Source organism: Mycolicibacterium houstonense, from assembly GCF_900078665.2.
Lineage (GTDB): Bacteria > Actinomycetota > Actinomycetes > Mycobacteriales > Mycobacteriaceae > Mycobacterium > Mycobacterium houstonense.
Map to the genome: position 1 here is coordinate 4,203,535 of NZ_LT546207.1, position 20,883 is coordinate 4,224,417.

General features: G+C 67.1%; 21 protein-coding genes and 4 pseudogenes. 15 read left to right on the top strand and 10 right to left on the bottom strand.

Annotated elements, in window-relative coordinates:
• The 9 genes and pseudogenes from BN4332_RS21000 to BN4332_RS21035 all read left to right on the top strand — a co-directional run.
• A partial coding sequence (locus tag BN4332_RS21000) for an LLM class F420-dependent oxidoreductase (protein ID WP_066901290.1) occupies window positions 1–842 on the top strand: 842 nt, incomplete at its 5' end.
• 26 nt (window positions 843–868) lie between these two features.
• Window positions 869–1,582 (top strand): annotated as a pseudogene (locus tag BN4332_RS35560) (LLM class F420-dependent oxidoreductase); the annotation flags it as partial.
• Window positions 1,580–2,551: pseudogene (locus BN4332_RS35565) on the top strand (sensor histidine kinase); the annotation flags it as partial. The pseudogenes BN4332_RS35560 and BN4332_RS35565, both read left to right, overlap by 3 nt.
• A gap of 376 nt (window positions 2,552–2,927) precedes the next feature.
• Window positions 2,928–3,587, top strand: a pseudogene (locus tag BN4332_RS21010) (TIGR03620 family F420-dependent LLM class oxidoreductase); the annotation flags it as partial.
• Window positions 3,568–4,407 (top strand): annotated as a pseudogene (gene rfbB / locus BN4332_RS21015) (dTDP-glucose 4,6-dehydratase); the annotation flags it as partial. The pseudogenes BN4332_RS21010 and rfbB, both read left to right, overlap by 20 nt.
• Window positions 4,404–5,006, top strand: coding sequence for a dTDP-4-dehydrorhamnose 3,5-epimerase family protein (locus BN4332_RS21020; protein WP_066901294.1), 603 nt, complete (start codon window positions 4,404–4,406; stop codon window positions 5,004–5,006). The pseudogene rfbB and the gene BN4332_RS21020, both read left to right, overlap by 4 nt.
• Before the next feature lie 87 nt (window positions 5,007–5,093).
• Window positions 5,094–5,423, top strand: coding sequence for a hypothetical protein (locus BN4332_RS21025; RefSeq protein WP_235654158.1), 330 nt, complete (start codon window positions 5,094–5,096; stop codon window positions 5,421–5,423).
• 135 nt (window positions 5,424–5,558) lie between these two features.
• Window positions 5,559–6,083, top strand: coding sequence for a hypothetical protein (locus BN4332_RS21030; RefSeq protein WP_160110903.1), 525 nt, complete (start codon window positions 5,559–5,561; stop codon window positions 6,081–6,083).
• Entirely contained in the window at window positions 6,076–6,618 is a 543-nt protein-coding gene (locus BN4332_RS21035; RefSeq protein ID WP_066901300.1) for a hypothetical protein, read from the top strand. The genes BN4332_RS21030 and BN4332_RS21035 overlap by 8 nt, the downstream gene beginning before the upstream one ends.
• Window positions 6,619–6,653: 35 nt before the next feature.
• Here the strand turns inward: BN4332_RS21035 and BN4332_RS21040 are convergent, their stop codons facing one another.
• On the bottom strand, window positions 6,654–7,997 hold the full coding sequence (locus BN4332_RS21040) for an APC family permease (protein WP_235654292.1): 1,344 nt from the start codon (window positions 7,995–7,997) through the stop codon (window positions 6,654–6,656).
• 74 nt (window positions 7,998–8,071) lie between these two features.
• On the bottom strand, window positions 8,072–9,196 hold the full coding sequence (locus tag BN4332_RS21045) for a DmpA family aminopeptidase (RefSeq protein WP_066901304.1): 1,125 nt from the start codon (window positions 9,194–9,196) through the stop codon (window positions 8,072–8,074).
• A 98-nt stretch (window positions 9,197–9,294) separates the two neighbouring features.
• Here BN4332_RS21045 and BN4332_RS21050 point away from each other — a divergent pair, with 98 nt between their 5' ends.
• Complete coding sequence (locus BN4332_RS21050) at window positions 9,295–9,906, top strand: TetR/AcrR family transcriptional regulator (protein WP_235654159.1); 612 nt, start codon at window positions 9,295–9,297, stop codon at window positions 9,904–9,906.
• Window positions 9,903–10,772 (top strand): EamA family transporter, encoded by an 870-nt coding sequence (locus BN4332_RS21055; protein WP_066901308.1) that lies wholly within the window; start codon window positions 9,903–9,905, stop codon window positions 10,770–10,772. The genes BN4332_RS21050 and BN4332_RS21055 overlap by 4 nt, the downstream gene beginning before the upstream one ends.
• Here BN4332_RS21055 and BN4332_RS21060 read toward each other — a convergent pair.
• The gene (locus BN4332_RS21060) at window positions 10,769–11,464 is read right to left on the bottom strand and encodes an alpha/beta hydrolase (RefSeq protein WP_066901310.1); all 696 of its coding nucleotides are present in this window, start codon (window positions 11,462–11,464) and stop codon (window positions 10,769–10,771) included. The genes BN4332_RS21055 and BN4332_RS21060 overlap by 4 nt on opposite strands.
• A gap of 84 nt (window positions 11,465–11,548) precedes the next feature.
• Here BN4332_RS21060 and BN4332_RS21065 point away from each other — a divergent pair, with 84 nt between their 5' ends.
• On the top strand, window positions 11,549–12,508 hold the full coding sequence (locus tag BN4332_RS21065; RefSeq protein WP_066901312.1) for a cupin domain-containing protein: 960 nt from the start codon (window positions 11,549–11,551) through the stop codon (window positions 12,506–12,508).
• Window positions 12,509–12,511: 3 nt separating this feature from the next.
• On the opposite strand, the gene BN4332_RS21070 is transcribed toward BN4332_RS21065, so the two are convergent.
• From BN4332_RS21070 to BN4332_RS21085, 4 genes are all read right to left on the bottom strand, one after another.
• Window positions 12,512–13,591, bottom strand: a complete 1,080-nt coding sequence (locus tag BN4332_RS21070) for an AAA family ATPase (protein ID WP_066901314.1) — start codon at window positions 13,589–13,591, stop codon at window positions 12,512–12,514.
• Between the two features lie 11 nt (window positions 13,592–13,602).
• Window positions 13,603–14,640: an aliphatic amidase gene (locus BN4332_RS21075; RefSeq protein ID WP_064848532.1), complete on the bottom strand. Its 1,038-nt coding sequence runs from the start codon at window positions 14,638–14,640 to the stop codon at window positions 13,603–13,605.
• Between the two features lie 30 nt (window positions 14,641–14,670).
• Window positions 14,671–15,300: an AmiS/UreI family transporter gene (locus BN4332_RS21080; RefSeq protein ID WP_066901316.1), complete on the bottom strand. Its 630-nt coding sequence runs from the start codon at window positions 15,298–15,300 to the stop codon at window positions 14,671–14,673.
• 83 nt (window positions 15,301–15,383) lie between these two features.
• Window positions 15,384–16,421: a substrate-binding domain-containing protein gene (locus tag BN4332_RS21085; protein ID WP_066901336.1), complete on the bottom strand. Its 1,038-nt coding sequence runs from the start codon at window positions 16,419–16,421 to the stop codon at window positions 15,384–15,386.
• Window positions 16,422–16,588: 167 nt separating this feature from the next.
• Here BN4332_RS21085 and BN4332_RS21090 point away from each other — a divergent pair, with 167 nt between their 5' ends.
• Window positions 16,589–16,999, top strand: coding sequence for a MarR family winged helix-turn-helix transcriptional regulator (locus BN4332_RS21090; protein ID WP_066901318.1), 411 nt, complete (start codon window positions 16,589–16,591; stop codon window positions 16,997–16,999).
• 4 nt (window positions 17,000–17,003) lie between these two features.
• On the opposite strand, the gene BN4332_RS21095 is transcribed toward BN4332_RS21090, so the two are convergent.
• Genes BN4332_RS21095 through BN4332_RS21105 form a run of 3 tightly spaced genes read right to left on the bottom strand, consistent with a single transcriptional unit; the run spans window position 17,004 to window position 19,341 of the window.
• Complete coding sequence (locus BN4332_RS21095; protein WP_066901320.1) at window positions 17,004–17,762, bottom strand: Rv2686c family ABC transporter permease subunit; 759 nt, start codon at window positions 17,760–17,762, stop codon at window positions 17,004–17,006.
• A complete protein-coding gene (locus BN4332_RS21100; protein WP_066901322.1) occupies window positions 17,759–18,472 on the bottom strand; it encodes a fluoroquinolone export ABC transporter permease subunit in 714 nt (237 codons plus the stop codon). Before BN4332_RS21100 ends, BN4332_RS21095 begins: the two co-directional genes overlap by 4 nt.
• Window positions 18,469–19,341 (bottom strand): ABC transporter ATP-binding protein, encoded by an 873-nt coding sequence (locus BN4332_RS21105; RefSeq protein ID WP_096866957.1) that lies wholly within the window; start codon window positions 19,339–19,341, stop codon window positions 18,469–18,471. The genes BN4332_RS21100 and BN4332_RS21105 overlap by 4 nt, the downstream gene beginning before the upstream one ends.
• Window positions 19,342–19,477: 136 nt before the next feature.
• Here BN4332_RS21105 and BN4332_RS21110 point away from each other — a divergent pair, with 136 nt between their 5' ends.
• Window positions 19,478–19,918, top strand: coding sequence for a GbsR/MarR family transcriptional regulator (locus tag BN4332_RS21110; protein ID WP_066901324.1), 441 nt, complete (start codon window positions 19,478–19,480; stop codon window positions 19,916–19,918).
• Window positions 19,919–19,997: 79 nt separating this feature from the next.
• Window positions 19,998–20,861 carry an SAM-dependent methyltransferase gene (locus BN4332_RS21115; RefSeq protein ID WP_066901340.1) on the top strand — a complete coding sequence of 288 codons (864 nt, stop codon included), beginning with the start codon at window positions 19,998–20,000 and terminating at the stop codon, window positions 20,859–20,861.
• Window positions 20,862–20,883 lie beyond the last annotated feature (22 nt).

Genomic DNA, 20,883 nt, shown 5'->3' on the forward strand with positions numbered 1-20,883 from the left:
CCAAGCCCGACCTCGGCGCGTTCGGCGCGTTCGGCCACTATTCGCGGTTCCGGCAGCTGTCGCCGCAACAGCTGCGCGACATCGAAGGGCTCGGGTACGGCGCGATCTGGGCCGGCGGCTCGCCGCCCGCCGAACTGGAATGGATCGACCCGATCCTGGCCGCCACCACCACGCTGCAGCTGGCCACCGGCATCGTGAACATCTGGAGCGCGGCGGCGGGCCCGGTGGCCGAGTCGTTCCACCGCATCGAGGCGGCCTACCCCGGCCGGTTCCTGCTCGGCATCGGCGTCGGGCATCGCGAGGCGATCGGCGAGTACCGCAAACCCCTCGACGCGCTCACCGACTACCTGGGCAAGCTCGACGAATACGGTGTGCCGCAACACCGTCGGGTGGTCGCCGCGCTCGGCCCCAGGGTGCTGCAGGTGTCGGCGGCGCGTTCGGCGGGCGCGCACCCCTACCTGACCACCCCCGAGCACACCGCCGGCGCCCGCGAACTGATCGGCCCCGATGCGTTCCTGGCCCCCGAGCACAAGGTCGTGCTGACCACCGACCGGAACAAGGCGCGTACGGTCGGTCGCAAGGCACTCGACGTCTACCTCGGACTGACCAACTACCTCAACAACTTCAAGAGGCTGGGTTTCACCGACGAGGATCTGGCCAAACCCGGCAGTGACCGGTTCATCGATGCCGTCGTCGCCCACGGGACGACCGACGACGTCGCCGCCCGGCTGCGCCAGCACCGGGAGGCCGGGGCAGACCACGTGCCTGTACAAGTGCTGACCGCACCGGACAAACTGGTACCGGCCCTGGCCGAACTCGCCGGGCCGCTCGGCCTGACCTAGACGACCAACAGACAAGGACGTTTCAGATGACCGAATCACTTTCGCTCAAACCGGATCTGGGTCGCTTCGGGGTGTGGACGTTCGGGGCGGTCGAGCCCGACCAGGCCGTCGAGATCGAGAAGCTCGGTTACGGCGCGGTATGGGTGGGCGGCTCCCCGGCCGCTGACCTCTCGTTCGCCGAGCCCATCCTGGAGCGCACCGAGACGCTGCAGGTGGCCACCGGCATCGTCAACATCTGGACCGCCGACGCCGCTGCGGTCGCCGAATCGTTCCACCGCATCGAGGCGGCACATCCGGGGCGGTTCCTCCTGGGCGTCGGAGTGGGTCACCCCGAGCACACCGACGAATATCGCAAGCCCTACGACGCGTTGGTGGAATACCTCGACGCGCTGGACGCGGCCAAGGTGCCGACCAGCCGGCTGGTGATCGCGGCCCTCGGCGACCGGGTGCTCAAGCTGTCGGCCCGGCGCAGCGCCGGCGCCCACCCGTACCTCACCACGCCCGAGCACACCGCGCATGCCCGCGACGTGGTGGGTGAGACGGTGTTCCTGGCCCCCGAGCACAAGGTGGTGCTGACCACCGACGGTGCCGCGGCCCGCGCGATCGGCCGAAAGACGGTCGACTTCTACCTGAATCTGAGCAACTACCTGAACAACTGGCGCCGGCTCGGGTTCACCGAGGACGACATCGCCAAGCCGGGCAGCGACAAGCTGATCGACGCCGTCGTCGCGCACGGAANCCTGACCCACCAGCTCAACAACCCGGCGGCCGCGACGGCCCGGGCGGTGGCGGACCTGCACGAGAAGGTGGCCGGGATGCGGCACAAGCTCGCGCTGCTGGCCGGCGGCAAGTTCCCGCCCGAGGCGCTGCGGACCGTGGTCAGCCTGCAGGACGAGGTTGCCGAGCAGGTGGCCAAATGCCGGTGTGAACGGCTCACCCCGCTGGAGGTATCCGACCGCGAGGACGAGATGGGCGACTGGCTGGAGGACCACGGCATCGCCGCGGCCTGGGACTACGCCCCGGTCTTCGTCGAGGCCGGGCTGGACATCGGGTGGCTCGAGCGCATCGAGGCCTCGCTGGCGGACGTCGACGCCGCGGCATCCATGCCGAGCACCATCGGCTGGCTGAAGTACACCATCGAGACCGAACTGTTGATGAATCAGATCGCCGATGCCAGCACCCGGATCTCGACCCTGCTGGCCGGCGCCAAGCAGTACTCGCAGATGGACCGCGCGCCCTACCAGAGCGCCGACGTGCACGTGCTGCTGCACAGCACCCTCAAGACCATCTTCGGTGACCGCGTCGGCCCCGACAAGCCGGTCAAACTGGTCAAGGAATGGGACACCTCGCTGCCCGAGATCGGTTGCTACCCAGGCGATCTCAACGAAGTGTGGAGCAACATCATCCACAACGCGGTGCAGGCCATGAACGGCAGCGGCACGCTGACGGTGCGCACCGGCTGGCAGGGCGATCTGATCCGGGTCGAGATCGGCGACGACGGCCCCGGCATTCCCGACGAGATCATGGAGCGCATCTTCACGCCGTTCTTCACCACCAAGCCGTTCGGTGAGGGCACCGGGCTGGGGCTGGATCTGGCCTGGCGCATCGTGGTGGAGAAGCACGGCGGCGATCTCCGGGTGCAGTCCAAGCCCGGCGACACCCGCTTCACCGTGCTGCTGCCGGTACAGGCCCCCGCACCGGAGGCGTGACCGCACTCCGCACTCCGCCGCCGGTTGTCCACTCGTGTCCCTGCCGGTTGCCTGCCTTTGCCCGCCTTCTTGTCACGTTGTCACGCTGGAGTGGCGTTGGGCGCCGAGTGTCACGCTGGAGTGACGCGCCCGGGCGTCGCCGGCCCCGACTCCGCCCGAGTGTCACGCTGGAGTGGCTCTCGGCCGCGAGTGTGACGCTGGAGTGGCTCTCCGGCCGAGCGTCACGCTGGAGTGGCTCTCGGCCGCGAGCGTCACTCCAGCGTGACAAAGTGCGTGACAAAGCATGTGACAAAGCGAAGCGGCGTGACCGCACCAGGCCCAGAATCAGCCTGATCGGTTCGGAATAGCCCCCGCCGACGGCCCGGTTGAGAGGTTCATGACCCAGACCACCGCGGGCACCAAGCCCGACCTCGGCGCGTTCGGCGCGTTCGGCCACTATTCGCGGTTCCGGCAGCTGTCGCCGCAACAGCTGCGCGACATCGAAGGGCTCGGGTACGGCGCGATCTGGGCCGGCGGCTCGCCGCCCGCCGAACTGGAATGGATCGACCCGATCCTGGCCGCCACCACCACGCTGCAGCTGGCCACCGGCATCGTGAACATCTGGAGCGCGGCGGCGGGCCCGGTGGCCGAGTCGTTCCACCGCATCGAGGCGGCCTACCCCGGCCGGTTCCTGCTCGGCATCGGCGTCGGGCATCGCGAGGCGATCGGCGAGTACCGCAAACCCCTCGACGCGCTCACCGACTACCTGGGCAAGCTCGACGAATACGGTGTGCCGCAACACCGTCGGGTGGTCGCCGCGCTCGGCCCCAGGGTGCTGCAGGTGTCGGCGGCGCGTTCGGCGGGCGCGCACCCCTACCTGACCACCCCCGAGCACACCGCCGGCGCCCGCGAACTGATCGGCCCCGATGCGTTCCTGGCCCCCGAGCACAAGGTCGTGCTGACCACCGACCGGAACAAGGCGCGTACGGTCGGTCGCAAGGCACTCGACGTCTACCTCGGACTGACCAACTACCNGGCTCGTGCAGGGCGACGTGGCCGACGCCGGCCTGGTGAGCCGACTGGTCGCCGAGGCCGACGCCGTCGTCCATTTCGCCGCCGAGACCCACGTCGACAACGCGCTGGCCGACCCGGAACCGTTCCTGCACAGCAATGTGGTCGGCACCTTCACCGTGCTGGAGGCGGTGCGTGCGCACGGCGTCCGGTTGCACCACATCTCCACCGACGAGGTGTACGGCGATCTCGAACTCGACGACCCGGCCCGGTTCACCGAGGGCACGCCGTACAACCCGTCGAGCCCGTACTCGTCCACCAAGGCGGCCGCCGACCTGCTGGTGCGCGCCTGGGTCCGGTCCTACGGTGTGCGGGCGACGATCTCGAACTGCTCCAACAACTACGGCCCCTATCAGCACGTGGAGAAGTTCATCCCACGCCAGATCACCAACGTGCTGACCGGCAGGCGGCCCAAGCTCTACGGGACCGGCGCCAATGTGCGCGACTGGATCCACGTCGACGACCACAACCGTGCGGTCTGGCAGATCCTCACCGACGGCCGCGTCGGGCAGACGTATCTGATCGGCGCGGAATGCGAACGCAGCAACCTCACGGTGATGCGCACGCTGCTGCGGTTGATGGACCGCGACCCCGACGACTTCGACCACGTCACCGACCGCGAAGGGCATGACCTGCGCTACGCCATCGATCCGTCGACCCTGCACGACGAATTGGGCTGGGCCCCCAAGCACACCGATTTCGACGAGGGGTTGGCCGCCACCATCGACTGGTACCGCGACAACGAATCCTGGTGGGGCCCACTGAAAAACACAGTGGAGGCCACGTATTCGGAGCGCGGCCGGTGATCGCCCGTGAGCTGACCGTCGCCGGCGCCTGGGAGATCACGCCGAGGTTGCACGGCGATGCGCGCGGCGTGTTCTTCGAGTGGTTCACCCAGACCGGGTTCACCGAGATGACCGGGCACCAGTTCGACTTGCGGCAGGCCAACTGCTCGGTGTCGGCGGCCGGGGTGCTGCGCGGTGTGCATTTCGCGCAGTTGCCGCCGAGCCAGGCCAAGTACGTGACCTGCGTGCGCGGCGTGGTCCTCGACGTGGTGGTCGACATCCGGGTGGGGTCCCCGACCTTCGGGCAGTGGGATTCGGTGTTGCTCGACGAACACAGCCGGCGTTCGGTCTATCTGTCGGAGGGCCTCGGGCATGCCTTCCTGTCGCTCGAGGACAACTCCACGGTGATGTACCTGTGCTCGGCGGCGTATGACCCGCAGCGCGAGCACACCATCCTGGCGACCAGGCTGGGCATCGACTGGCCGATCGAGGGCGAACCGGTGCTGTCCGAGCGCGACGCGGCCGCCCCGACGCTGGAGCAGGTCCGCGCGGCCGGGCTGTTGCCGACGTGGGACGAGACCCGCGCATTCGTCGAGCAGCTGCGGTCAAAACTGGGGTAGTCGGCTACTCCAGACCTCCGGTCGGCGCGGGGCGACGATGGCGCTACCCGGCAAATCAGGGCGCTGGGCCGACGAAACGAGACCATCATGAACCGAGCTTCGCGATTGGCGACGACGATGCTCATGTCCGGCGCACTCGCCGTGACCGGCCTGGCGGTCGGTCCGGGCGCCGCCCACGCGGCGGGCCCGTATCAGTGGTGTCCGGGCGACGATCCGGGCGGTTACGGCGGCGGCTTCAACACTCCGGCGGATGCGCGACCCAACTGGGACTGGAACGTCTGCCACAGCTACCACTTCGTGAACGCGGGTCAGGGCAACGTCTCGTCGACGGTCTGGGACGGCGACAACCCGCCGCCGCCCTACCCGTGGCAGCCGCCGAACATGTGCTGGGCACTGTTCATCCCGCGCCCCTGCTGAAACCCCACCTCACGCTGCCCGTTTGCCACCAAAGGCCCTTCGTGACCCAATTGCGTTGCAGACACGCCTGATTACCTCACATTCACCAGAAATAGCGCATCAAATTAGTTTGCTGTAGATTCGGGCCTCATCATGATGAGCGCTGACGACTGGGCCCCCTACACCCGGCTGGACGAGGCCGCCGCCGTATACCTGCGCGATTCCGTCGTCGCTCTCGAGGCGTTGCGCGGAGTCGTCGACTTCGATGCGGTGGTGTCGTTCACCATGGAGCGCATCGTCAACGAGGACGTATCCGGTGAATCGCTGTACCAAGAGGTGGTGGTCACCGACGGCGGCCGCCTGATCCTGTGGATCGGCGACGACGGCACCGATGACGACGGTTCGCCCCGGTTCACCTCGACCGTTCGGGTGATCCCGCTGTCGTGGGTGTACGACGTCGCGCTGCAGGTCGACTACCGCCCTGCCGAGGGCCGGCGAGAGCTGCACGACGTGGAGCTGGTGATCTACCTCGGCGTCGCAAGCGAGACCAAGGCCCGGACCCCGGAGAAGACCGACGTCTTCCCCGAACAGCTCAAGTTCTCCAAATCGCCGTCGGACGGTGGGCGCGCCCAGGCACAACGGCTGATCCAGTTCGGAAAGGCGATCGCTGCACATGTCTGATGCTCTCGATTGGGCCAACTACCCGGATCTGCCCAGCGCGGTGACCATGGGCATCCGCGATTCGGATGACGCCCTGGCCCAGCTGCACGCCACGGTCGACTTCGACCGCATCCGGGCGTTCGTCCTCACCCGCGACACCGTCGAGTACGAGTGGGGCATTTCCCTGTGGCAGGAGGTCGCCGTCACCGACGGGGTACGCCTGGTGCTGTGGCACGGGTCGGACGGCCACTGCGCCGGGCACGACGGCAGGCCCAGTCATCCGACGTTCACCGCGTCGGTGCGCAGCGTGCGGCTGGCCGACTTCGGCGATCACAACCTGTACTGCGAGTACGACGTCGACCCCGACGAGTCCCGGCTCCTTCGGTCGGTTGACCTGACCCTCATCGGTAACGCACCGCTGCGCTCGTTCCGCACCACGGTGACCGAGACCGAACACCAGACGGCCAAGCTACGGTTCACCAAGACGTTCGCCGACGGCGACGCGCAGATGCATCGGCTGCTCCAGTTCGCCGCCGCCGTGACCCGTCAGTCGTGACACCGGAGCCGCCCCGTCGACGAAGCGGCCCGGTCTCACACGTGAGACGGTTGCGGCCTGCGGGCCAGTGCGCCCACCAGTAGTCCGGCGAACGGAATCGCCGCCAGGATGGCGCTGAGCGTGGTGCTCCCGCCGGTCACCAGGGTGAAGTTGGTGAGCACCAACCACAGGCTGCCCAGCAGTCCGGCACAGGCCAGGACGGGAGCGATGCGCGTCTGCCAGGGGCGTCCGCTGGCATGGTCGGCGTGGCGCAGGAAGTAGACCAGTACCGCCACCGATGTGGTGAGCATGAGCAGAACCATGCCGACGGTGGCGACGCCGGCCATCGAGCCGAACACACCGACGAGCGGGTCGACCCCGAGCACCGCCAGGACGCTCACGATCACCGCGGCTGTCACGGTTTGTACGAGCGAAGACACCGACGGCGAACCATGCCGGTCGTGCACCACGGCGAGCGGCTTGGGCAGCAGGCCTTTTCGGGCCAACGCGAACTGATAGCGGGCGATGACGTTGTGGAAGGACAGGACGCAGGCGAACAGGCTGGTCAGCAGCAGCACGTTGACGATGTCGCGCCCCAGCCGGCCCAGGTTGTCGTTCGTGGTGTCCAGCAGCATGTTGGCTTCACCGTCGAGGGTGCGCTGGGCTACCTCCATCACCTGGTCAGGACCGATCGCCACGACGAAGGCCCAGCACGTCACGGCATAGAAGCCACCGATCAGCAACACCGCGGCATAGGTGGCCCGCGGGATGGTGCGCTCGGGATCGCGCGCCTCGTCGCGGAAGACCGCGGTGGCCTCGAAGCCGATGAATCCGGTGAGCGCGAACAGCACCGCGATGCCGAGCACGCCGTTGGTGAACACCGCGGGCGTGAAGGACGCCAGGCTGAGCCCGGCGGGGCCCGGGTCGGCCACGATCACCAGATCCAGCAGAACGACGATGCCGATCTCGCACACGAGCGCGACGCCGAGCACCTTGGCGCTGAGTTCGATGTGCCGGTAGCCCAATAGGGCGACGACGGCCAGGGTGGCCAACGAGTAGACCGGCCATGGGATCTCCGGGCCGCCGTAGAACCGCACCGTGTCACCGATGGCCCAGCCGATGTATCCGTAGATGCCCACCTGGATCGCGGTATAGGCGATCAGGGCGACCGCGGCGATGCCGCTGCCCAGGCGCGGGCCGAGGCCCAGCGTCACGTAGGAGAAGAAGGCGCCGGCTTCCGGCACATAGGGCGTCATCGCGACGAACCCGACACTGAACACGAGCAGCACGAGGGCGGCGATGAGGAATCCCACGGGGGCTCCTGCGCCGTTGCCCAGGCCCATGCCCAGCGGCATGTTGCCGCCGATCACGGTCAGCGGCGCGGCGGCGGCGACGACCATGAACACCACGCCGACCGGGCCGAGCTTTCCGTGCAGGCGCTGATGTTCTCCGTCGGTGACGGTGTCCGGCGTGCTCAATGTCCCTCCAACAGCATTGCGGCGTGCAGCAGTTTGTGGTCAAGGGCGTGCGCGGTCAGCCCGCCCCGGCCGGTCAGGGTTTCGGCCGCCACCATCGCGTTGACGATGGCTTCCTCCGTGGCCTCGATCACCAGATCGAACAGTCGTGTCATGAGCTGGGGCGCCATCATGCGGACTCCGATCTCGGGGCGCTCCACGTTGACGTTCTCGTCCCAGGCGTACGGTGGGATGCCCCGGTTGCCGGTGGAGAAGGCCAGCATCAGGTCACCGCTGTATTGCTCTCCGGTCCCGCCCAGCCGGCCGACGGCCAGGGCGGCTCGCTGCGCCAGCCGCGTGCATTGGTGCGGCAGCAGCGGCGCGTCGGTGGCGATGACGACGATGATGGAGCCGGAGCCGGGCTGGTAGGCCATGGGCGGGTCGGGCGTGGGTATCAACTCCGGGCCGATCAACTCCCCGACGTGCACGCCGCTGATCCGCAGCCGCTCCCGTCTGCCGTGGTTGGCCTGGACCAGAGCGCCCACGGTGTAGCGACCGCCCGCGGTGTCGGTAACCCTGGAGGCGGTGCCGATGCCGCCTTTGAAACCGTGGCAGATCATCCCGGTTCCGCTGCCGACGTTCCCCTCGGCCACCGGTCCGCCCGAGGCCGACGCCAGGGCGGCGTGGACGTGTTCGGCGCGCACGTGATGCCCGTTGATGTCGTTGAGCAGCCCGTCGTAGGTCTCCCCGACCACCGGCAGGGACCAGTACAGACCCTCGCCGCGAGCCTCCACCTGGGCGTCGACGAGCGCATCGCGCACAACTCCGACGCTGTGGGTGTTGGTCAGGCCGATGGCCGTGGTGAGCTCGCCCGATTCGCGGATCCACTCCAGCCCGGTGAGTTCCCCGCTGCCGTTGAGACGGTGCGCTCCGGCGAACACCGGCTCGCTGAAGATGCCGGGGTGCGGGACGACGACGGTGACGCCGGTGTTCACCGGGTTCGGGCCGGGCAGCTGGATCGTGGTGTGCCCGACACGGACCCCGGCCACATCGGTGATGGCGTTGTACGGACCGGTGGGGTGCTCACCGATGACGACGCCGATGTCGCGGGCGCGCGGTCGCGGGTTTCGGGAGCCATTCGTCATTCGGTCTCCGCCTCTCGAGTTTTTTTCACGATCGGAAAATAATGACCTCGCGGACCTCCCCGCGCAACCAATATGGGGAAATCGGCAAGGATGGAGCCGTGGCAAGGCCGAACCGACAAGCGCAACGACGCGAAGAGATCCTCGAGGCGGCGATCGCGTTGATCGAGCGTCACGATCTGGCCACGTTGCGGATCGCCGATGTGGCCGCCGAGCTGGGGCTCACCCCGAACGCCGTGCGGTACTACTTCCGGGAGATGGAAGAACTGCTCTCCGAGTTGGCCCAGCGCTCCGACAGCCGGTTCTACGAGGACCGTCTCGCCGTGGTGCGCCGCACGGCTAGCGCTCGTGAGCAGCTCGCGCTGACCATCGCGGCCGGACTGCCCACCGGCCCGGAGGATGCCGAATGGCGCGCCATCTGGCGCGCTGTGCTGGCCGCCGGATTCGAGCTGCACCAACGCCGCGACGTTCAGCACATCTATCACCGGCAGGTGCATCTCTACGCCGAGATCATCGAAAATGGCTCCACTGCAGGCGATTTCACATTGTCCGCACCGCCCCGCGACATCGCCATGACACTCATGGCGATGGAGGACTATCTCGGGTACCGCATCGTGGCGCGCGATCCCGACCTGGATCGCGCCACCGCGCTGCGGTTGATGCGGGGCTATGCCGAACTGGCGACGGGGGCCCAGCTTCCGGTGCCGGCGTGAGCCCGCGGGCCCCGCTCGGGGCTGCGCTGCTGGTGGTGATCGCGGCGGTCAGCCAGGAGGTCGGCGCCGCGGTCGCGGTCGGCCTCTTCGCCGCGGTCGGCACCGTCGGCGCGTTGTTCGCCCGCTTCGCGGTTGCCGGGGCCATCCTGTGTGCGGCCGTGCGACCGACCGTACGCGGGTTGACCCGGAGGGCCTGGGCCGCGGCGATCGCATTGGCCACCACGCTCGGCGTGATGAACCTCTGCTTCTATCTCGCCATCGAACGCATTCCGCTCGGCATCGCCGTCACCATCGAAGCCCTTGGGCCGCTGATCCTTTCGGTGGTGACCAGCACCCGGCGGGTCGCCTGGTTGTGGGCGGTGCTGGCCTTCGCCGGGGTCGCCCTGCTGGGCCTGCCACACGGGGGCGGCGGGCATTTCGAGATCGCCGGATTTGCCTTCGCGGCCGCCGCGGGCGTGGCCTGGGCCGGGTACATCCTGGCCTCGGCACGCACCGCCGCGGAGTTCCGCCGGGTCGACGGCCTGGCCATCGCGACGGCCATGGGGGCCGTCGTCGTCGCGCCGTTCGCGCTGGTCTCGGTGGAGCCGACCGCACTCACCTGGCCCGTGCTCGGGGTGGGCGCTGCCGTCGGGGTGCTGTCGTCGGTGATCCCCTATTCGTTGGAGCTGATCTCCCTGCGTCGGCTCCCACCGGCCACGTTCGCGGTCCTGACCTGCCTGTCACCCGTGACCGCCGCACTGGCCGGCCTGGTGGTGCTCGGTCAACAGATCGGGCTGCTCGGCTACCTCGGCGTCGCGCTCGTCACCGTGGCCAGTATCGGCGCGGTGCGCTCGGCGCACGCCGGGCCTGCCGAGCCGCTCGGCTAACCGCCGACCTCGGCCACCGCGTCGTCGATCAGGTCCGCGATCGCGGTGGGCTGCGAGGCCAACGAGGCGTGGCTGGCATCGAGTTCGATGATCTTGCGCGGGTTCATCCGCTGCGCCATCCGGCGTTCGTTGTCCGGGTGGATCATGCGGTCTTCGGTCGATACCTGGTACCACGACGGTTTCGTCCGCCACGCCGGAACGGTCACCGGGTCGCCGAACGTCGAACCGAGCGGCGCCTTCTGCGTCACCGCCATCACGACGGTCTCGTCGGTGGGCAGGTCCTGGGCGAAGCTCTCGGCGAACTTGTCCTGCTTGATCCACAGGTATCCGTCCGAGTCGGGCGCGATGTTGTCGAACGCCGCAGGCGGCATCTGCTCACTGATCTGCCCGGGGCTCTCCCCCGCATCGGGCGCGAAGGCCGCGACGTAGACCAGCCCGACGACATTCGGCAGATCGCCCGCCTCGGTGATGACGGCCCCGCCGTAGGAATGCCCGACCAGCAGCACCGGGCCGTCGATCTGCTTGACCATCTGCTGAGTGCGGTGCACATCGTCGCGCAGGGAGGTCAGCGGGTTCTCCACGGCATGCAACTGGCCGTAACCGCGCTTGCGCAGTTCCACGATCACCTTCGCCCAATGCGCCGCGCCACCCCAGAACCCGTGCACCAGTACGATCGCCGGTTTGTCGGTCATTTCGGATCTCCTCGATCTCGTGTGTCCCCCAGGTGTTGACCACCCGTGCCGACATCACGATATTTGGAGTATGAGGCAACAGCCATGACCGATTCGCCGGGAAATTGTGCCGATCCTCTGAGCGCGCCGTTCGAGCAGCCAGCTGACGGAGACGCCTTGTCGGCCACCTTGCGGGCGGTGCGACTACGCGGCGACGCCGTGACACGATGGTCACCGGCCGCACCGTTCCACGTCACGATTCCGTCCACGATCCGGGTGCTGCACATCGCCGAGACCGCCGGGCTCACGCTGCACATCGACGGCCAGGACCTGGCGATGAAGGCCGGCGACATGGCACTGCTGGCCCGCGGCGACGCGCACCGCCTCTCCGACGGCGACGGCGACGGGGCGGCGCCTCGCGCACTGCACGACTCCGACCGGAATCACGTTGCCGGACAAGCCGATTCACGATGTCCCCGCTGGCTCAGCGGCACCTTCGCCGTCGAGAGCGCGGTGGCCGATCCGCTGCTGTCCGTGCTGCCGCCCGCCATCGTGATCCGGGCCGGCACGACGGGGCACGAGTGGCTGCCGCTGAGCCTTCAGCTGTTGCTGGACGAGACCACCGAACCGCGGCCCGGTGCCGGAGTGATGATCTCCCGCATCCTCGACCTGTTGTTCATCCACGCTCTGCGTGAGTGGTCCAGGTCCGCGGAAACCACGCCGGGGTGGCTCACCGCTGCCATGGATCCGCAGTTGGGACCGGTGCTCACGGCGGTGCACGACGATCCGGCACATCCGTGGTCGGTCGCCGAACTGGCCGACCTCGCACGGCATTCGCGATCGACGTTCGCCGAGCGTTTCACCCGGCTGTTCGGGCAGTCGCCTGCCGCGTATGTCACCGAGCGGCGACTCGACCGCGCCGCGGACCTGCTCCGCTCCACCACCACCTCGGTCAGCAAGATCGGCCAATCCGTCGGCTACACGTCCGACTCGGCGTTCAGTCGTGCGTTCCAGCGCCGGTACGGTGCGCCACCGTTGCGGTGGCGCAACGACCAGTCCACCTGAACCTCACGACCGGCCGTCCGTCGGCCCGGAATCACCGGCGGACACGACCACCAGATCCCCCTCGGCGAGGTGCGCTCGCAGCACGAGCGGGCGGAGCGACGACCGGTTGGTGAGGACGGTACGCGCGACGGGTTCGGCGAGTTCGGTGCGAATGGCCCGCCGCAGCCCCCTGGCCCCGTACACCGGATCGAATCCGCTGCGCCGGACGAACTCGATGACGTCGTCGCCCACCTGGAGCTCCACCCCGCGCCGTTTGAGCCGGCCGACGAGATCACGGACCTCCTTGCGGGTCACGCGTTCTGCGGTGTCGTCGTCGAAAGCGTCGAACACGACGGTCTCGTCGATCCGGTTGAAGAATTCCGGATCGAAGAACGATTCGACCGCCTCGCGCACCAGGTCGGAGGTGGTGGCTGCCGGCCGAAACCCGAGGCGCCGCCATGGTTTCCGCCTGGACCGCTGCAGCGCAGCAGCTTCCGAAGAGCCGATGTTGGAGGTCAGGAAGATATAGCTGTTGCGGAACGAGATCTTCTGCTGGCCGTTGGCCAACCGCAATTCACCGGTGTCCAGGACGTGCAGCAGCGCTCGCAGCACGGTGGCGTCGGCCTTCTCGACCTCGTCGAACAACACGATGCCGGGCAGATACGGTCCGCCCTCGATCTTGGCCTTGTCGAACAGCGTGAACGATTCCTTGCTGCCGGCGTAGCCAGGGGGCGCGCCCGAGAGCGATGCCGCGTAGTGCTCCTGGGCCAGTGCGCTCATGTCGATTCGGCACATGTCGTCCGGGCCGGTCCGCAGTGCGGCCGCGACCTGCCGCACCAGTTCGGTTTTCCCGACTCCGGTCGGCCCCACCAGCAGGACACTGGACAGGGGCCGACCGGGATCGGCCACACCGATGTTCGCGATCGAGACCGCACGCACCACCGCGTCGACCGCGGCACGTTGCCCGAGAATCGCCGCGTTCAGCTTCCGCGACAGCTCGTCGGGGTCGAACCCACCGGCGGAATCCGGTGGGGCGGTAGGTTCTTGGGCCACCCGCGCCGAGTTGCGGTTCTGCTCGTGGTACATATCGGTGAGGTATGGCAACGCGTGGCCTTTCAGGCTTCGATGGTCTGCTCGACCGGAAGTGAACCGACCCGGCAATCGGCGACTCCGACCGTGGTCCTGGTGATCGACTCGACCCGCTCCTGGGCCTTCTGTGCGTCGGTCACCCACAGCTTGTAGAACTCGAAGGGGCAGTCGGCGACACCCTTGTCGCCGTCGCCGGCCGCATGCACGCCGGAGTACCCACGGTGCAGCAGTTTGAACAGGTGATTCTGTGACTGGTCGTTCTCCCGCGCATCACGGATCGCGGCCAAAGACAGTTGTGCGTACTGGATTCCGTACTCTTCCTCACCGGTTTCGCCGAGGGTACGCCCGTCGAACCCGATGATGGCCGAATGGCCGAAGTAGGAATAGACCCCGTCGAAGCCGGCCGCATTGGCCACCGCCACATAGCAGTTGTTGGCCCAGGCCATGGCCTTGGCCATCAGCACCTGTTGCTCCTTGGCCGGGTACATGTAGCCCTGGCAGCGCACGATCAGCTCGGCACCCTTCATCGCGCAGTCCCGCCAGATCTCCGGGTAATTCCCGTCGTCACAGATGATCAGGGAGATCTTGAGACCCTTCGGGCCGTCGGTGACGTATGTGGTGTCGCCCGGGTACCAACCCTCGATCGGGCACCACGGCAGGATCTTCCGGTACTTCTGCACGATCTCGCCCTTGTCGTCGATCAACACGAGGGTGTTGTAAGGGGGCTTGTTCGGGTGGTCCTCATGGCGCTCACCGGTGATGGAGAAGACGCCCCACGTTCCGGCTTCCCGGCAGGCGGCCGAGAAGATGGCGGTCTCGTCACCCGGCACGGTGGCCGCCGTGTCATACATCTCCTGCTCGTCGTACATGATTCCCTGCGTCGAATACTCGGGGAACACAACGAGATCCATGCCCGGCAGCCCCGACTTCATGCCGATCAGCATGTCCGCGATCTTGCGGGCGTTGTCGAGCACTTCGGCCCGGGTGTGCAGCCGGGGCATCTTGTAGTTCACCACGGCGACGCCGACGGTGTCGTTGCTGGACGAGATATCTCCGTGCCTCATTGATTACTCCTTGGTGTGGATGGTGATGATTCAGCTGAATACGGGTTCGGTTGCGGACGCGCGTGGTTGATGTGCCCGGTGCGAGCTGAGCACCCTCGCCACGAACAGCAGGGCGGCGAGTCCCACGGCCCAGATCGCCGCGATGCCGGGCGAGGTACGGTAGTTGCCGCTGAGCATCAGAAACGCGGGAAGCGTGCACGTCGGCTGGCTGAGCAATACCACCGACCACCCGGTGAAGCGGGTCAGCCGGTCCCGGTGAAGCCCGAGCACCAGGAAGAACAACAGCCACAGCACTGCCCAGGCGAGCCAGATGACCCCGAACACGGGATTGTTGACGACGGTGAACGACAGGGCGGAGTAGACCACCGCTCCCCCGGCGACGAAGAGCGAAAACCAGCCGATGCCTTCGGGTTCCAGCCCGGCCAGGTTGACGATCCCGACGTAGAGGTAGGTGAATCCGAACAGGTACAGCCCCGATGCGGCCAGGACGGCGGCGGGGTCCCCGGCGGCCATCACCAACATGACCGTCGGCAGCACACACTGCAGGGCGCCGACGAACAGGTTCAGCACCGCCGCCGACCGCGCGGGCACGACATCCAACAGCATCAACCCGTTGACGAAAAGCACTGCGCCGACGTAAAGGAGACCGACGTTGCCCATCGAGACACCTCAATTACTTCCAGATGGAATATGTCCAAATGAAAGTAAGTGACGGCCGCCACACTGTCAACAGGTGACCCGGTTCAGTCACACAGGTGAGCCGGCAGCGTTGTGACGATCTCGAAATCGACGCCGTCGGCAACCGCGAGGTGAACCGGCTGGCGGGTGCGGTGCCCGCTGAATTCGACCGTGCCGCGGGGACTGTCGTAAGCGGCGCCGTCGGCGACCGCGTCGAAGTCCACCCCACTACCGGACCGGCGGATCATCTCGGCGAGGAAATACGCTCCCTCATAACATGATTCGGCCGCATTGCCCAGCGCGGGGGCACCCGAGCCGTTCACCGCCAGATACCGGTCCAGCAGCTCCATCGAGTTGCGGCCCACCATCGACCGAAAATAGGAGGCCGCGACGAACAGCCCCTTGGTCGCGTCGTGGCCGCTCGCGATCAACATGTTCTCGTCCATCAGCGGACTGAACCGCAGGAGTTCTTCGTGCAACCCCCGTTGCGCGAAAGCCCGATTGAACTCGACCGCATCCTGCCCGACCAGCAGCATCAGCACGGCCTCACACCGCGACCGCGCGACCTTGTCGACGAGCCGGGCGATATCGCCCTGACCGAGCGCCACGAACGAACCGCCGACCAGATCCAGTGACAGCTCCTGGACATACCGGCGAACCTCGGACAACGAGGTCCGCGGCCACACGTAGTCATCGCCGACCACGAACCATTTCCGGATGCCGAGGTTGTCGCGCATCCAGCGCAGTGCCGGCGCCAGTTGCTGATCGGGCGTCTCACCGCAGCAATAGATTCCGCGCCTTCGCTCGCCTCCCTCGTACAACGCGGGATAGGTGTAAGGCACCCGGCCGACCACCACCGGCGCCAGCGCGTGGCGCACCGACGAGATGTGCCATCCGCTCACGGCGTCGATACGCCCGTCGTCGATCAACCGCTTCACCTCGGCCGCCACCGCCGCCGGATGCGCGCCCCCGTCGACCACCTCGATGTGGACCTCGCGGCCCATCACTCCGCCGGCCGCGTTGAGGTCGTGCGCGACCAGGTCTCCGACCGCTTCGCAGGACGGCCCGAAGATCCCGGCGGGCCCTTGCAGCGGCACCACCATCGCCAGCCGCCATTCGGCATCGCGGCCGACGGTGCGTACTCGTACGTTCACCCCCGCAGTCCAATCCTCGTTACCGGGCAGACGAGATGGTCGGCTAGAATCATTCCAATTGGAAGTATCCTCGCGTAGGCGGTGCGAGGCAATCGCCAGTTGGGAGGGCGGCCGCAATGACAGACGTGCCCCCACCGGACGGCGCCGCCACGCCGACGAGCAGCGAGGTCATCCGCGCGGCACGCATGCTCGGCGCCGTCATCGAACGCCAGGTCAGCGGCGAGGACCTGACACTCGACGACTGGCTGGTGTTGGCGGCACTCGCGGACTCCCCCGGCCTGACGATGGCGGAGTTGCGCACCCAGACCCAGGCCGCCGCGCCCACGTTGACCCGGGTGGTCGACCGGCTGGCGGGCCGCGCGCTGGTGTTCCGCGAGGTCGACGCCGACGACCGCCGCAAGGTGCGGGTGAATCTGAGCAAGCGCGGCGTCGCCCTGCAAACCCGCCTGCTCACCACGGTCCGTCCGGCCGAGCAGGCCTGGTTCGACCAGCACGGCGTCAGTCCGTGGATGCGAGCGGGCAGCTGACCCGTCAGCTGTTCTTGGCCAGGAATCGGCGGAACAACGGCCAGGCGATCGCCAGGTTGTAGATGAGGCCCCCGACCAGGTACGGCCACCACGTGCCGTGCGCGCTGGCGACCCAGAACGCCTTGGCCGCCCAGTACGGCGGCAGCACACCGAACGCCAGGTTCCACGGCGAGTCGATGAACCAGGGCAGGCACGGTAGCCCGGCGATGAGCATGCCCAGCGCGCGTAACATCGCGATGCCCTGGATCTTGTTGCCCGCCATGGTGATGATCAGGAGCAACGTCACCACGGCGGACAACCCGGCGACCAGCCCGATCGGGATCAACGCCGGAATCAATCCCGGCTCCAGGATCCCGCTGAACGCCAGCGTCGCGATCACGTAGACGGTCGTCACCGCCATGACCGTCACGGCCCGGTAGGCGAAGAACGTCGACATCGGCACCGGGGTGACCCGTAACGCGGTCATGGTCCCGGCGTCGACCTCGTCCAGAACCAGGAACGCGCCGAGACCGCCGGCGATGATGACGCTGGTGAGCAGCAGAAATGCGGTGAGCACCAGTGGGTAGTAGGGCACGAGGTCGAAGTCGTAACGCTGCGCCAGCATCTCGGTGAACATCGGCGTGAGGAACGCGACGCCGGTAGTCCAGATGATCGGCGCGAGTACCACCATGACCAGGAGCGGATCACGGCAGGTGCCGCGAATGTCGTTGCGGCCGAAGGCAGCCAGCGCCTTGCTCGTGGTGGAGCCCAGAATCGCGGTCACAGCACACCTGACCTCTCGACGACGTAGCGGACGAACAGCACATGAGCGACGCGCCACAGCACGATCAGCGACAGCACGGGATACAGCACCGAGTAGAGCAACTGCCAATTGCTCAACGACACCTGGTCGAACGCGGCGCCCAACAGCAGCAACGGTCCCTGAGTGGGGATGACGTGCAGCACCGGGTGCGGCCACAGTCCCGAGAAGTAGATGAGCGGCGGCACCAGCATGACCGCCAAGGGGATGGTGGCGGCCAGGAACCAGTCGGTGACCGAGGCGAACGGCAGCGATGTGATGAACCCGACCACCAGCATGAGCAGAGTGCCGAGCACCACCCCGAGGATCAGCGGCACCGGGCGGTAGGAGAAACCGTCGGCGACGGTGGACACCACCAGGGCGACCAACAGCGAAATGGACAGCAGCACCAGAAGTTTCGCGGTGAGGTACTCCCAGAACCGCAATGGCGTGGAGATCACCGCACCGAGCGTGCGTTCCTGCTTCTCGAAGAACACCGAGCCTCCGATGAAGAAGAACCCGATGATCGCGATGTCACCCACCAGCACGTACGGTTCGGCGACGGGGCGCAGGCTGTGCGGCATCGGCAGCAGCACCGCAAGCCAGATGAGCCCGGAGAAGATTCCCGCATGCAGGAACTTCTGCCGGTATTGCACCAGCAGCTCGAGCCGGGTCGCGACCATCAGCCGGGTCATGTCAGCCGCCGTCCGGTGACCTCGACGAACACGTCATCGAGACTGGCTTCGCGGCTGTGAATGGTCTCGACGTGGTGCTCGCGCAGGATGGCGTGAAAGCCCGGATCGTCGGCCAGGCCGTCCATCGCGTACTCCGCCGCGGCCAGGCCGTCGGGCGTGCGGTACTGCACCCGGACCCGGCGCTGACTGCGCGCGATCTTCAGCTCGGCCGGAGAGTCGAGCGCCACGATGGTTCCGTCGACGACGAAAGCCACCCGGTCACACAGCTCGTCGGCGGTCGACATGTCGTGGGTGGTGAGAAAGATCGTGCGGCCGCGTGCCTTCAGGTCCAGGATGATGTCTTTGACCTTGCGGGCGGTGACGGGATCGAGCCCCGAGGTGGGCTCGTCAAGGAAAAGCAGCTCAGGATTGTTGATCAACGACCGCGCGAACGTCAGCCGCATCTGCATTCCCTTGGAGTACTTGGCAACTCGGTCACCGGCTGCATCGGCCAGACCGACCGCGTCGAGAAGCTCCATCGGATCGGCAGTGGGCCCGTCGTACAGGGAACCGAAGAACTGGAGGTTCTCCAGCCCGGTCAGCTTGTGATAGTGGTTGGGCAGCTCGAAGGACACGCCGACGCGCTGGTAGTAGTCCGGCCCCCACTCCACCGGATCACGGCCCCACACCGTGGCGTGGCCGCCGTGCCCGCGCAGCAGCCCGATGAGCAGCTTCTGAGTGGTGGATTTCCCGGCGCCGCTGGGGCCCAGGAACCCGAAGATCTCCCCGTTCCCGACGGCGAAGTCCATTCCCCGCACTGCGGGTTCGGTTGATCTGGGATAGGTGAACGTCAATCCACGAACGTCGATGACATCGGTCGAAGTGTGCATCAGTGCCCTTTCAGCGCAGGCCAATACCGTTTCCGACCAGACTTCCCGGAGCACCGGCCACGACTGTACTAAACTTTCAGAAATTATTGAAGGGTATTTCCGGTGAGGAGGATTCGCGGTGCCGAAAGCCGTAGATATGCAGCACGAAGCCGAGCAACTCGCCCTCGTGCTCAGCAGCCATGGCATGCAGCGGATGCCGGCCCGGGTCCTCGCCACCCTGCTGTTCAGCGAACAGCCGAGTGTCACCATGGCCGAATTGGCCGACACCCTGCAGGCCAGTGCCGGGTCCATCTCAGGCTCGCTCAAGATGCTGACGTCGGTCGGCCTTGCCGAACGCGTGCCCGCCCCGGCCAGCCGCCGCGACCACTTCCGCCTGCGTGACAACGCCTGGGCGATTCTGTTCACCAACCAGAACGAAACCCTTGCGGCCATGCAAGCCGCCGCGGACACCGGCATCTCGGCCACCGAGCCCGGCAGCCCGGCGCGCCACCGGCTCGCCCAGATGCGAGACTTCTACGCGTTCTTGATGTCCGAGATCCCCGCGGTCCTGGACAAGTGGCATCAGCAGAACAATTGAGGCACCGAACTGATAGGTTTGGCCTCGGTGTGCCGGGAAGCCTGGTCGGCGTCGTTCGATCGACTCAGGAGTGCGCACCATGGACAATCCAGCCACCGGGACCGCAATCGGGCCCATGGTCATCGTCGCTGCCGATCAATACGAGCCGTCGCCCCTGATACACGACAGCTGGGCGCAACGAATGTTGCCGCCGATGAGTCGTATCGTCGCGGGATCCACGCGGTGGCCCAAGGTACGACGGATGTTGATCTCGGCCACGGATAAACGGTTGCGAGGCGGCTGGTCCAGCTTCTTGTGCCGCAAACGCTATATCGACGATCAGCTGATCGCTGCCCTGCCTCACGGCATCGAAGCCGTCGTGATTCTCGGTGCGGGCTATGACACCCGGGCCTACCGGATGCCCGAACTCGCCGGTATCGCAGTGTGCGAGGTCGATATGCCCGCCAACATCACGCACAAGACGGCAGCGATACGACGCACTGCAGCCGGGGTACCGGCCAACGTCACGCTGCTTCCGGTGGACTTCGAGACAGATGATCTGACCCAAGCACTCGACGCCGCCGGCTTCGACAGCGGCAAGCGCACCTTCTACATCTGGGAAGCGGTGACGCAGTACCTGACCGAGTCTGCGGTACGCACGACGATGGAGCATCTCGCGGACGCGGCACCCGGCAGCAAATTGGCGTTCACATACGTGCGAAAGGACTTCCTCGACGGGCGGGCGATGTGCGACGCCGAAGGGGCGTACCGCGAGTTCGTGGTCAAACGCGGCCTGTGGAAGTTCGGGCTCAACCCCGGCGACGTTTCAGATTTCCTCGCCGAATACGGTTGGCAGGAAATCGAACAGGTCGGTCCGGAAGAGTACCGATCCCGCTACCTCGAGCCCGCAGGCCGTACGGCACCCGTCTCACCGATCGAGCGTGCGGTCCTGGCTCGGCGCTGAGCGGAACAGGGCACCGGCCCCA